General features: G+C 65.3%; 9 protein-coding genes and 1 riboswitch. Of the genes, 3 read left to right on the top strand and 6 right to left on the bottom strand.

Annotated elements, in window-relative coordinates; all coding sequences use genetic code 11:
* The 5 genes from GY769_25430 to GY769_25410 form a co-directional block, all read right to left on the bottom strand.
* A partial coding sequence (locus GY769_25430) for a hypothetical protein (protein MCP4205267.1) occupies window positions 1-323 on the bottom strand: 323 nt, incomplete at its 3' end.
* Window positions 324-770: 447 nt separating this feature from the next.
* Complete coding sequence (locus GY769_25425; protein MCP4205266.1) at window positions 771-1,241, bottom strand: hypothetical protein; 471 nt, start codon at window positions 1,239-1,241, stop codon at window positions 771-773.
* On the bottom strand, window positions 1,202-2,491 hold the full coding sequence (locus GY769_25420) for a PQQ-binding-like beta-propeller repeat protein (GenBank protein MCP4205265.1): 1,290 nt from the start codon (window positions 2,489-2,491) through the stop codon (window positions 1,202-1,204). The genes GY769_25425 and GY769_25420 overlap by 40 nt, the downstream gene beginning before the upstream one ends.
* A gap of 381 nt (window positions 2,492-2,872) precedes the next feature.
* Complete coding sequence (locus GY769_25415; GenBank protein ID MCP4205264.1) at window positions 2,873-5,611, bottom strand: serine/threonine protein kinase; 2,739 nt, start codon at window positions 5,609-5,611, stop codon at window positions 2,873-2,875.
* A 16-nt stretch (window positions 5,612-5,627) separates the two neighbouring features.
* Window positions 5,628-6,347 carry a sigma-70 family RNA polymerase sigma factor gene (locus tag GY769_25410; protein ID MCP4205263.1) on the bottom strand — a complete coding sequence of 240 codons (720 nt, stop codon included), beginning with the start codon at window positions 6,345-6,347 and terminating at the stop codon, window positions 5,628-5,630.
* Between the two features lie 137 nt (window positions 6,348-6,484).
* Between GY769_25410 and GY769_25405 the strand changes: the two genes are divergently transcribed.
* A complete protein-coding gene (locus GY769_25405; GenBank protein MCP4205262.1) occupies window positions 6,485-9,592 on the top strand; it encodes a DUF11 domain-containing protein in 3,108 nt (1,035 codons plus the stop codon).
* Between the two features lie 49 nt (window positions 9,593-9,641).
* Here the strand turns inward: GY769_25405 and GY769_25400 are convergent, their stop codons facing one another.
* On the bottom strand, window positions 9,642-10,307 hold the full coding sequence (locus GY769_25400) for a hemolysin III family protein (protein ID MCP4205261.1): 666 nt from the start codon (window positions 10,305-10,307) through the stop codon (window positions 9,642-9,644).
* Between the two features lie 468 nt (window positions 10,308-10,775).
* Window positions 10,776-10,897: riboswitch (cyclic di-GMP riboswitch) on the top strand.
* Between the two features lie 92 nt (window positions 10,898-10,989).
* On the opposite strand from GY769_25400, the gene GY769_25395 reads away from it, so the two are divergent.
* Both GY769_25395 and GY769_25390 read left to right on the top strand, forming a co-directional pair.
* Entirely contained in the window at window positions 10,990-11,310 is a 321-nt protein-coding gene (locus tag GY769_25395) for a hypothetical protein (protein MCP4205260.1), read from the top strand.
* A complete protein-coding gene (locus GY769_25390; GenBank protein MCP4205259.1) occupies window positions 11,307-11,894 on the top strand; it encodes a hypothetical protein in 588 nt (195 codons plus the stop codon). The genes GY769_25395 and GY769_25390 overlap by 4 nt, the downstream gene beginning before the upstream one ends.
* Window positions 11,895-12,518 lie beyond the last annotated feature (624 nt).

Below are 12,518 nucleotides of genomic sequence, written 5' to 3'. Positions count from 1 at the left end.
GCGGTCTCGAACGCGAACTCCAAGCCGTGCTTGCCCTCGGCGAGCGGGTCCACCGCCAGGTGAAAGGTCAGAAGCGTGCCCAACGGGAAGTCCACCGGTTGGTCCGGGCCGATCTGACTCACCGGAAAGGCGTCGCCGGAATCGACGGTGACCTCGATTCTTTCGGGGCGTATGACCTCGCCGTTGAGTGAGACTTGCTCGATGCGCCTGAGTGATGCCGGGCTCAGCCGGTTCTTCACCGAAAAGCGCACGCCCGAGCCCGAGTTCCTCAGGCTGGAGTGGTTATACAGGTTCCTTAGTAGTGCTCCGGGGATGAACGTCATCGCAATCCTCTCCCTAGGAGGTTTCTGATCCCTCCGGCGAAGCCAAAGCCGATCCGGGGAATCACCTCCTCATTTAGCTCGATCTCGAATTCCTGGCATACGGCCAGGAGCACAGCCTCCGCTCGCGCGCAGCCCTGCGCCAGAAGCTCTTGGGCGCGGTTCGGCTCCATCCTCGTCCGTCCTCAATTTGTGCTCCTCCACAGCACACCTTCCGAGAGGCAATGGCAATACCCATACGGGTAGGCCGAGCTGAATCTCCCAAGCTGCTTCGTACCCTCCGCCAACGGCAGTGAGTACCAAAGGGTGGCATCCGCCGATTTCCGCCAGGCCTCGAGCTGCGGCAGGCGCGCAGTCTCCTCTCGGCCGGTGCAGATCCAAACAGTCGCAACCCCTACGGGGACGTTCCCCTCGTCTACGCCTTCGGCAACAACCATCTAGCGCTCCGGATCAACCCAGCGGCATCGTCAGGGCCACCGCCTCTTCGGCGTTGCGTAGGTAGAGCCGATCGCCGACCAGCACCGGGTGATTCCAGGTCTTGGCCTCGAACACCTTCATCCGGGTGAGCTCCTCGTGTCGCTCGGGCGTGGCGCGAACCAGCACGAGGTCGCCCTTCTCGCCGATCACCAGGAGCTGCGAGGCGTCGGGAAGCAGCAGGAGCTGGCCGGCGCCGTAGCGGCCTCCCTTCCACCGCCGCTCACCGGTCTCGAGATCGACGCAGGCGAGAATATTGCGGTCGAAGCCGTAGAGCGAGCCCTCGTGCGCTGCATAGTCGTTGAAGTCGGGCTTCATGCTATTCGAAGTCCAGCGCTCCTCGCCTATCAGTTCGGCTCCCTCGCGGCGAACGTCCAACCGCCTTGTGCCGACCTGGCCGGTGGTCATCAGAAGCGTCGACTCGCCGAGGACCAGCGATTGGAGCACCCGATAGTCGTTGATCGGCCAGGCATACTTCCACGCCACCGAGCCGTCCGCCGGATCGTAGAGGGCGAGCCCCTCGTTGGTGACCATCGGAACCGAGCTCTCGCCGGCGACCTGCGACAACTGTGCGAGCTGTAGCTGTGCCCCCCGGCCGGGGCGCCCCAGCGCAGCCGACCGTCGTCGACGCCATAGGCGAGCAGCCCTCGGTCCTCCTCGCCGCCGGCGTGGACGATCACCACATCGCCGACGACCAAGGGCGACGAGGCAAAGCCCCAGGTCGGCGGCTCCCGTTGGGAGTCGACGCGCAGGTCGGCCTGCCAGACCATCTTTCCGGTCTCCGGCTCTAGCCGATGCAGGAGTCCCTCGGCGCCGAGCGTGAAGAGCATGCCGGCGGCGAGGGTCGGCGTGGCCCGCGGGCCGGCTCCACCCATCGCCTCGAAGAAGCGGGACGGATACTCGTGAGCCCAGATCTCCGCGCCGTTCTCGGTGTCATAGGCGACCACCGCCTCGAGCTCTCCCCTTTGCTCCTGGGTGAAAATCCGCCTGCCCGCGACCGCGAACGACGACCATCCCGGACCCACCTGGATGCGCCAGAGCTCCTGGGGAGGCCTTGCCTGCCAGTTCTCGGCGAGCGTCAGACCCGGCACCACGCCATCGCGCCCGGGCCCGCGAAAGCCGGGCCACTGGGCTTCGGCCAGCGGCTCGTCGAGGCTCGCGCCGCCGGTACGGCCTTCCCGCCCGGCGAGATAGTCGTCCTCGGCCGTGCGCGACCAGCGCCAGGAGCGCTCGGCCCTGAAATCGCCGCCCCAGACCCCATCCATCCGCACCAGGGACCAGTAGCCGAAGGCGAGGGCTGCCGCGGCCAGTCCGATCGCCGTCCGCCGCTCGGGACGGATCCATTTGGACGCGACCAGACCCACGACGAACGCGCTCGCTCCCCATTGGATTGCGCTCAGCGTGCCGAACCCACGGATCGTGGCATGCTCGACGAAGAATCCGATCACCGCGAGGACCAGAAAGCCGAGCAGACCGAAGACCCGCTCACGCCAGGTCGCGCGGCTCGCCGCGACCCACCAAAGCAGAATCAGAGCGGTACAAACGAGCGGGCCCATGAACGCGATCATCAGAAGCTGGAGCGACGGGTCTTCGACGAACCGCGGCAGGAAGCGGAAGATCCAGAGAATCGCGAACAGCGAGATGGCGGGCCACAGACGCAGCGAGGACGGGTTCGACCTGGTGGACTCAGAGCTCATGCTGCCTCCGTTGAAGCGGGTTCGGCATGCATCCTAGCCCATCGATGACGAGCGGGATCGACGCTGGTCTAGTCGCTGTCACTGACCGGCAGCGGATCGGTGGATTCGAGGACACGGCGAAGCTCGGCACGACTGTCGCCCGGCAAGTCACTGCAACCGGTACCTCGAGCAAGATTCGAGTTGCTTCATGTTCCCCAGAAGTCCTCTGCTTCACCGGTTCGGCGCCGGTCGCGGCGAGAACGGCAAAGATGTCGGGCCTGCGCGCATCGCGGTCGCGGTCGGCGAGCCGATCGAGTATCCGCAGCGATTGGAAAGCGAAGAAATGACCGGCCGTTGGCCGCTTCGTCGAGCGACAATAGGAACGGCACCGCCCGCCTCGCGTCAGGTTCCGCCCAGCGCTCGCACCAGTGCCAGTGCCTCCGCCGTCCTCGGATGATCCTCGCCGAGCCGGCCGACACGCCCTCGATACACGGCGGGCGCCAGCTCGGCGGCTTCTTCCAAACGTCCCAACGCGCGCAGCGCGACGATTTTCTCCACCTGCGTATCGAGCACCAGCGGGTGCTCGGCATCGTAGGCCGGACCGGCGCCTGCCAGCACGGCCTCGGCCAGCCCGAGCGCCTCGGCGGGCCGGCTCTGGGCGTTCCGGAGGCGCGCCAGGATCGTCCTCCCGCCGAGAAGATCGGGGTGCTGGTTGCCCACGACACCGGCCATCCTCTCCGTTGCGTCGAGGAGTAGATCCTCGGCCTCCTCGAGCCGGCCCTGTCTCAGCCGCAGATCCGCCAGGCCGATCGCGGTCTTGAGCGTCTGGGAATCGTCCTCACCGTACCGGCGGCGCTGTGCTGTCAGCGTCTCCATATAGATCGCCTCGGCCTCGTCGTAGCGTTCCTGGTCGCGCACCGCGTCGGCGAGGTAGCTGCGCGAGAAGTAGTGGTTTCGGAGGTTCCCGCTCATGCCCCGCCGCAGCTCCGCCGCCTTGCGCAGCAGCGATTCGGCCTCCTGGTAACGGCCCATCGGCACGAGCACCGCTCCGAGATTGTGAGTGGTGGTCCAGGTCAGCGGACTGTCTTCACCCAGGACCCGCCGACGGCCTTCGAGCACCGGCCGCAGGAGCTGTTCGGCCTTGTCGTAGTAGCAGAGCTCCATGTAGCAGGCGGCTAGGTTGTTGGCGGAGTTGAGGGTGTCCGGGTGATTCTCGCCCAAGACGCTCCGATGCACGACGAGCAGCTGCTCGAACAGCTCGGCGGCCTCGAGGTAGCGAGCCAGGTAGAAGAGGGTCGCCGCCAAGGAGTTGATCGACCGCAGGGTGTCTGGGTCCTCCGCGCCCAGAACGCGCTTGTGAATCTCGACGGTCTTGCGATTGAGCGGCTCGACCTCTTCGTACAGGCCCTGCAGCCAGAGCGCCTTGCCGAGCAGGCTCATCGCGGCCAGGATCTCGGGATGGTCCTGGCCGAGGGTCTCGGTTCGCACCGTCAGCAGCTGCCGGGCCAGCGGGATCGCCTGCTCCGGTTCCTCCCTCGAGATGTGCAGATAAGCCAGTGATTCGACGGCCTCGAGGGCCTCGGGCGTGGACGCGTGCACGCCCCCGCTGAGCGCTACCGCCCGGTCGACGTGGACCTTGGCGCGATCGAACCTGCTCAGCGCCCGGTAGGTGTCGGCGATGGTGAGCCGAACCGAGGTCTCGACCTCCGGCTGATCGACGAAGTCGTCTGATTCCTCGAGTCTCTCCGAGGCCTGATCGAGCACCTCGGCAACGGTCACCTCTTCGCCCTGCGCCTTGGCCGGATCGACCGAGGACAGCAGCTCGCTCAGAAACTCCGAGACCGCCACCGCCTTTGCCGCCTCCCGATCGGCGTGCGTGCGAGCGATCTCCGCCTCGGTTCGCAGGCTCCGTTCCCGGGCGAAACCGAAGCCCAGCACAGCGAGCAGGACCAACGCTGCGATCACCGCTTGCCGGTGCCGGCGGACGAACTTGCCCAGCCGATAGCCAAGCGTGGCCCTTCGAGCTCCGAGGGGAAGACCTTCGAGATACCGCTCGATGTCCCGGCCGAGCTCCTCGGCGGACGAATAGCGATGCTCCGGCTCGGGCCGCAGTGCTTCGAGGCAGATAGTCTCCAGATCCCTCGGAATCTGGCGCCATGACACGGAGGCATGCTCGGCTCCGTCAGTGTTCTCGCGCGCCTTCCGCGCGGCCCGCAGTGCGGCTCCCGGCGTGGTTGGAACCCGCTCCCGGATCTCGTCCGGATCCTTGGCAGTGCTCTCGAACGGTCGCCGCCCCGTCAGGAGCTCGTACAGAATGCCGCCCAGCGCGTAGACGTCGGTGGCGGTCGTCACCCGTTTCCCCAGCAGTTGCTCGGGTGCCGCGTAGTCCGGCGTCAGCATCTGCTCGCCGGTGCGGGTCCTTCCGCCCAGCTCGGAGTCCACCGCCAGCAGCTTGGCGATGCCGAAGTCGAGCAGCTTCACGTGCCCCTCGTGATCGACAAAGATGTTTCCGGGCTTCAGGTCCCGGTGCACGATCAGGTTGCGGTGCAGATAGCTGACTGCGTCGATCACATCCAGGAAGAGACGAAGCGTCTGATCGAGGGTGAGAGCGTGCTCCCCGCAGTAGCGGGTGACTCGTACGCCCTCGACGTGCTCCATCACGAAGTAGGGCCGGCCCTCTTCGGTGACACCGCCATCGAGGAGATGAGCGATGTTGGGATGGGAGAGCCGCGCCAGCAGCTGGCGCTCGGCCAGGAAGCGCGCCCGCATCTCGGGAGTCTCCATGTCGAGATGCAGGAGCTTGAGCGCCACTTCCTGGTCGAACTCACCGTCGACTCGAACCGCGCAGTAGACCACGCCCATGCCGCCGCGTCCGATGAGCTCGAGTGCTCGGTAGGGCCCGATCTCGACTCGTGGCCGGGCGGCACTCTCGAGCTCTCCCGGGGCGGCGGCGACGATGCTGCCGGCAAGCTCGTCGAAGTACTCGCCGGCCGCGTGATCCGAGGCCAGAAGCTCCTCGAGATCGCGGCGCAGGGCGCCGTCCTCGCCGCAGCACTCGTCGAGGAACCGTTGCCGGTCCGCGGGCGGCAGATCGACCGCGGCTTCGAAGAGATCTTCGAGCTGTGCCCTCGTGCCGGTCACCGCGGTCCTCGTAGCCTCAAACCGGAGCCGGCTGAAGCTCCCGGTACAGCCAAGCGCGCGCCAGCCGCCAGCGGCGTTTCACAGTGGTCGCGGAGACCGCCAGCGCCTCCGCGGTCTCCTCGACCGTCAGACCGCCGAAACAGCGGCACTCGACGATGCGGGCCAGCCGCGGCTCGCGCTCGGCCAGCTGGTTGAGGGCATCGTCCAAGGCCAGGAGCTCCTCACAGCGCTCCGCCGAGACCAGGCGCTCCTCATCGAGCGGCACCGGTCTGAGACCAGCGCCGCGCTTCCGGCGGCTGTGCCAGCGGGCGTTGTCGATCAGGACGCTGCGCATGGCCTTGGAGGCGACGGCAAAGAACTGGCGTCGATTCTCGTAGCCGCCTCCCGGGCTCCCGGCCAGACGGGCGTAGGCCTCGTGCACCAGGCTGGTTGTTCCGGGCGAGGGTTCCACTTGCCAGCGATAGCGGTTGGCGCGCGCCAGCACCTTGAGCTCGCGGTAGATGAGCGGCATCAGCTCCTCGAGGACGCGGCTCTGCTCGGCCTCACTGCCCTCGGAGAGCTGGTTCAGAAGCCGGGTGACCTCACCCGAGTCGGCGACACCGCCAGACGGCTGCAAATTGTCCCTCCATTCCGACTCCCGAGCCGCCCCCCCTGGGCCGGGCACGCCCGCGGCGCTCTCTCCCGACTGGGCGACCGTGAGCTCGAGCCGGATTCGCCACCACGCTAGCAGGAACATCGCTCCTTGAAACCGCCTAGACAGGTGGGCTGCGGGTGGTCCCCCGAGACTCGTTTTGTCGTTCGGTCAAGTAGGGAGAGACATTCAAGAAGAAGAACGATGAGCGGATCGATAGGGCTTTTTGGTAGGAGAAACTCATGAGACTTCGTTTTGCTGTGACCCTCGCGGCGACCCTCTCGACTCTGGCTGTCGCGGCACCCGTCCAGTCCACGGTCTACTACGTCGACGGCGACAAGGCCGCCTCCGGCACCGGAACCTCGTGGCACGAGGCGGTCAAGACCCTGGCGGAAGCCATCACTCTGGCCAACTCCTCGGACGAGATCTGGATCAAGAAAGGCACCTATCCGGTCACGTCGCAGATCATCTTCGCGTCCGAGGACATGGAGGTCTACGGCGGCTTCGCGGGTTGGGAGTCGGCGCTCAGCCAGCGCAACTGGGTGGCCAACCTAACGGTGATCGACGGCACCGGCTACGGCAACGCGTGCATCGCGATTGTGGCCGCGCCTGCCGGGCCGCCAGCGCAGCCTACCCTCGACGGCCTGACCATCAGGAACTGCAGCGGCTCCTTCCTCGGCGCCGGTGGTGCGGTCAACATCAGCGCCGGGCCGATCATCCCGGTGCCCGGACCGATCTTCCGCAACATGACCTTCCACGCCAACGGCAGCTCCGACCTGTCGACGGGCGGCGCGATCTCCAGCTGGCTCAGCAACTTCGTGGTCGTCAACAGCTCGTTCTGGGGCAACCAGGCCCACACAGGTGGGGCCATCTACGTCGACGGAGAGGTGAACCCGTTCATCACCAACAGCACCTTTTCGCAGAACAGCGCCGTGAAGGGCGGCGCGGTCGCGAGCAGCGAGTTCGGTGACCCGCCGTTGCCCACCATCACCAACAGCATTCTGTGGGGCGACACAGCGAGCGTCAGCGGCCGGGAGCTCCACGGCACTTTCGGCGGCGTCTCGTACAACGACATCAACCAGTCAGGCTACGGTGATGCGGGGGGCGGACCTGACGCAAACCAGAACATCCGGCAGGATCCTCAGTTTTTCGGCACCGTCCGGCCCCATCTGCGCGACACCTCACCGTGCATCGACGCCGGCTGGTCGAGCGCCTTCCACCTGCCCACTACCGACTTCGATGGCGACACCCGAATCATCGACGGCGACGGCAACGGAACCGCAACCCCGGACATGGGTGCCGACGAGTTCGTGCCGGGCACGCCCACCGGGATCTGGTACGTCGACCCCGCCGTGACCTCCTCCGGCCTGGGCAACACTTGGGCGACGGCGAAGAAAACGATCGACGAGGCCGTTACGGCGGCAGCCGGCGGCGACGAGGTCTGGATCAAGCAGGGGACCTACACTCCGAGCTGGCTCCAGATCAACAAGACCCTCGACTTCTACGGCGGCTTCGTGGGCGGCGAAAGCCAGCGCAAGGACCGCGACTGGACAACCAACCGGACGATCATCGACGGTGGTGGGACGACGACCACACTCTGGGTCGACGCCCCCAACGTGATCCTTGACGGTCTCGTCTTCCAGAACGGCGCAGATCAGGGCAACCCCTACACGGGAATCAACCCTCCCAGGATCCGCAACTGTGAATTCAGCGCCAATAGCGTCAGAGGCCTTTCCGGTCCCGCCGATGTCGACAACTGCCTGTTCAGCGGCAACACGGCGGCGATGGCGATCGGCGGCTCGGGCAGGTCGGTCGTCGACTCGGTCTTCGTCAACAACAGCTCCACCACGGGCCCGCCCATCGTCCTTTCAGGGGCCGTCGAGCGCTGCCTCTTCCTCGCCAACAGCAACACCAACAGCGGCTCCCAGAAGAATGGCGCAATTCGCACGGACGGCACCACGACCGTCTCCAACAGCCTCTTCGTCGGCAACTCGGCCAACGGCAGCGGCGGTGCGATCTACAAGGTGTCCGGGAGCGGGCTGACCGTCGAGAACACTACCTTCCACGGCAACTCGACTGGCGCCTGGGGCGGTGCGATCTGTGCCGACCAGTTCGACCCGGCTCCTATCACGGTGGTCAACTCGGTGTTCTGGGGCGACGTGGCGTCCGTAGCGCCCCCGGACAAGAAGGAGGTCTGCAGCCCGTACTCCATCACCTACAGCGACGTCAACCAGAACGGTTTTGGCGACGGCTTGGGGGGGGCGGACGCCAACGGCAACATCCGCTCGGATCCACTCTTCATCGATCCGGATGGCGCCGACAACGTCCTCGGCACCCTCGATGACAATCTGCGTCTCGGCACGGGCTCGCCGGCTGTCGACGCCGGCGACAATACCGGGATCGACACCTGCAGCAAAGATCTCGACGGCCTCCAGCGCTTCCTCGACGACCCCGGCGTGGACCCCGACACTGGCAACGGCACGGCGCCGATCATCGACATGGGTGCCTTCGAGCGCGGCGGCTCGGCCGAGCAATACACCCTGACCATGGCGGTCACCGGCAGCGGGTCGACGGATCCGACCATCGGTGCCCATTCCTTTCCGGTCTGCTCCGATATCACCGTGACCGCGATTCCCGGCGCCGGTTGGAACTTCAGCAACTGGACCGGCGACGTGCTGGATGCGAACTCGGCCATCACTTCGGTGAGCATGCTCGGCGACCGCTCGGCAACGGCCAACTTCTTCCGTCCGGTGACCGCCGACAGTTCGATCAGCAAGAGCAATCACCAGGAGGGTGTGACGATCGGCAGCTCGATCACTTACACGATTGTCGTCTCGAACGCCGGCCCGGATGACGTCATCGGCGCGCCCGTCGAGGATTCGGTTCCAGGCGACCTCACCTGCACCTGGACCTGTGCGGCTTCGGGCGGGGCGAGCTGCACGGCCAGCCCGGGCGGCAGTGATCTTGCCGACACCGTCGACATTCCGACCGGCGACTCTGTCACCTACACCGGAGAGTGCGACGTATCGGCCGCCGCCAGCGGAACGCTCGAGAACACGGCGACGGTGACCGTGCCAGCGGGCGGAACCGACCCTGATCCCGCCAACAACTCGGCGACCGACTCGGATACTCTGAGCAGCGATCCGCCGACGACTCGCGAGCTCTTTGGCGAAGTCACGGGGACCGAGACGTTCGAAGCGCAGCAAACCATCATAGTGACCAACTTCGTCGTCAAAGCCGGGGCGACGGTCACGCTTCGTGCCGGCCAGGCAGTGATTCTGGGGAGCGGGTTCGTGGTCGAGGACGGCGCGACGCTGATCATCGAGATCGATCCGACCCTCGCGCCCTGAGCTCGGCGCCCCGAGGTTTCCGTAGGACCCGAGTGCTCGAGAGATCACGTCAATCGAGCGGCAGAACGTGCAGCATCACCGCAAAGAAGTGGCAGGTGCTGCCCGCCATCACGAAGAGATGCCAGATGGCATGGTGATGGGGGAGCGACTTCCACCCGTAGAACACCAGCCCGCCCGTGTAGGCGATGCCGCCGGCGAGAAGCCAGATGATCCCGCCGCTCCCGATCCGCTCGGCCAGCGGCTCGAAGATGAACAGCGCCAGCCAGCCCATCCCGACGTAGACCAGAACCGACGCGACGCGAAAGCGTCCGGTGAGGAACAATTTAAGGACCACGCCGACCAGGGCGAGACCCCAGATCACCCCGAACACACACCAGCCGGTGGTCCCCTCGAGCACCACGAGGGCAAAGGGCGTATAGGTGCCGGCGATCAACAAGAAGATCGCCGAGTGGTCGATGATCCGCAGCACTCTCTTGGCGCGTGTGTGCTGGACACTGTGGTAGACAGTCGAAGCCAGGTAGAGAAGGGTGAGCGTCGCGCCGTAGACCGCACACGCCACGATATGGATCGGCTCGCCGTAGCGGCTTGCGAGAACGATCAGCACCGCCAGGCCGGCGATGCTCAAGCCCAGGCCGACGCCGTGGGTCACGCCGTTGACCAGCTCCGTGCTGAGAAGCCCGGGGTGGCCGGTGTGCTGCTCCGGGGTCGACGTCATTCGCTGAAGGAATGATACGCGAACGATGTCCTAGTCGGACGACCGAGACTAGGACTGCATGAGTTTTCGTGCACTGTGGATAACACGCGCTGCAGTGTCAACCCTGCAGATGGTCCGATTGTGTTACCCAGCTCGGATGACATGGATCGCCGGCCTCTTCTCCGGCACCTTCACGCGGGTGCGGCTCGCTGGTCGCCGATTCGCGGGCGGCTCCGGCACGAACCAGGCGTCGCTGGACTAGCTACCGCCTAGTCGGCGCCGCTGGCCGCCAGCGCTGGGCGGTCTTGTCGCCTTCCCAATCATCGCCTCTGCAATCTCGCCCGAGATCCTGTCGGCTGCCTGCCGCACGGGATCGGCTGCCAAGTGGGTGTAGCGCGGGGTAGTGGCCGCCTGGACATCGCTTTGCGCGCGCCTCCTGCCCGTTGGGGTGGCGCGTCTTCGTAACAACGGACGTAACATTTCAGGTTGCCTCGATAAAGGCACACCTGGGAAAACCCAGGGCCGCAAAGCTACGGGTCCTCGCCTCCTCCGCGCTGCTCCAGGCCCTAACGCTCAGCCACGAAGGACCCCAAGACTGCCGGGCTGCCGAAGGGTGGTTGGCCTGGGTTCGGGACTATGCCCGAACTCATTTGAGAGGAGGAAGGTAACGCCCAGAGACACAGCACGGGGTGAAGAAAGGTCGATGCGAAAAGTCGGGAGAGTCGTTCTCGCGGCCGTGGCGCTGTCGCTGGCGGCATCGGGGGTTCATGCCCAGCGTCTGCCGCTTCCACAACCGAATCCGGAGCGCGGCACGATCGCGGTCACGATGCGATGCAGGGCGCCCGCGGGTCCGAAGTCGCCCGCAGAGCAGGTCTTCTTCGTGCGACTCGCTGAGGACGTGGACATGCTCGCCGCCGAGAGCGTCATACCGTCGAACTTCTCCAAGGGAAAGCAGGTCCACCTGCTCAACTCAATCAGCGAGCTTTTCAATCGGCTCCGGTGGGATAAGGAGGGCCCATCATGATCAGAGTTCGACGGTCCATCACATGGGTGGCGTTGGTTGTCGGCTGCGTGACGCTAGCCACCTCGGTTCATGGCAAGACGCGACGCATCGAGATGCCGCACTATTCGTTCGCCAAACCCACTGAGCGAGGCTGGCGGGTCAAGCGCGTCCCCAAGCAGAACGAAACGACGACTCTCACCAGACAGGTCTCAAAGTCCACATTCCAGATCCAGGTGATGGTGAACATCATCCGGTTCCCGAGCTTGAGAGCGTCGACGCCCAAGGAGATCGCCGACGCCTTTCGCGGACATGAGGAGAGCACAATGATCCGATGGGGCGTCGAGCCGGGGCTTTACAAGCTCGAAGACCTCGTCATGGGCGAGACCGACATTGGCGGGAAGACTTTCTTTACGATGGACTATGTGGTCAAGAGTCAAGACGGTGCACAGATATCCAGTCTGTACCTCTGCTTCCCTCGCCCCATGGGCAACGAGTACTTCGTGATCACTCATTACTCCGAAACCCATCCCGACGGTCCCCCGCCTGCCGCGAGTCTCAGGGAGGACTTCGAGAAGCTCTTGGAGAGTCTGCAACTCGTTCGGTAGTCGGCTCCTGCGCGGATGGCGATTGGGAAGGCAAAGTGGAGACCAAGACCGCGCACGTTTTCTCCCGCCTTCTTTCGAAACAATGCGAAGCGGCCGACATTCTCGATATCAGCGTCCGCACGATCCAGGAATGGCGCCGAAAGGTGCGGATAGGGATTCGGGAGAGTCCCATCAACTTTGGTAGAGCGTCTCCCGAGCGAGAGTCTAGGAGCTAGAGGGTCCGATAAGCCGCGCTTCTCGGACCTCTTCTGTCGTTTCATGGGATCGTTTGAAGCAATAGGCGCGGCTTCGCGGAACCTTTTTGGTGGCTTCTTTCGAGGACTGGCGACCTACCCTACCGGCCTGGGATCTCCCACCCCGTCGGGCATTGCACCGTGTCATCCGAACGGTCAGCCTGAGGTGTCGGCCTCGCCGAGCGGTTGAGCTTGGGCAATAGTACGTCACTGCAAAAAGCCAGCCCCGTAAACCGCCGAGAGCTGCTCGTCGAGGATTCCTTTGCCCGAGCGACGGTCCGGGACAAGGAGATTTCGATGAGATTCCGAAACACGGGCCGGGTCCTGACCCTCGGTCTCGCACTCGCCGCAATCCTCGCGCAGGGCGCTTTCGCGGAAGTGCGCTTCCTTG

It is taken from the genome of bacterium, from assembly GCA_024224155.1.
Lineage (GTDB): Bacteria > Acidobacteriota > Thermoanaerobaculia > Multivoradales > JAHEKO01 > CALZIK01.
This window is presented reverse-complemented; position numbering and strand designations above follow the sequence as displayed.

Bases quoted from the DNA above. Each gene is read 5' to 3' on its own strand.
- GY769_25420 (MCP4205265.1), bottom strand. From the start codon at position 2,491: ATGAGCTCTGAGTCCACCAGGTCGAACCCGTCCTCGCTGCGTCTGTGG.
- GY769_25410 (MCP4205263.1), bottom strand. From the start codon at position 6,347: ATGTTCCTGCTAGCGTGGTGGCGAATCCGGCTCGAGCTCACGGTCGCC.
- GY769_25405 (MCP4205262.1), top strand. From the start codon at position 6,485: ATGAGACTTCGTTTTGCTGTGACCCTCGCGGCGACCCTCTCGACTCTG.
- GY769_25400 (MCP4205261.1), bottom strand. From the start codon at position 10,307: ATGACGTCGACCCCGGAGCAGCACACCGGCCACCCCGGGCTTCTCAGC.
- GY769_25395 (MCP4205260.1), top strand. From the start codon at position 10,990: ATGCGAAAAGTCGGGAGAGTCGTTCTCGCGGCCGTGGCGCTGTCGCTG.
- GY769_25390 (MCP4205259.1), top strand. From the start codon at position 11,307: ATGATCAGAGTTCGACGGTCCATCACATGGGTGGCGTTGGTTGTCGGC.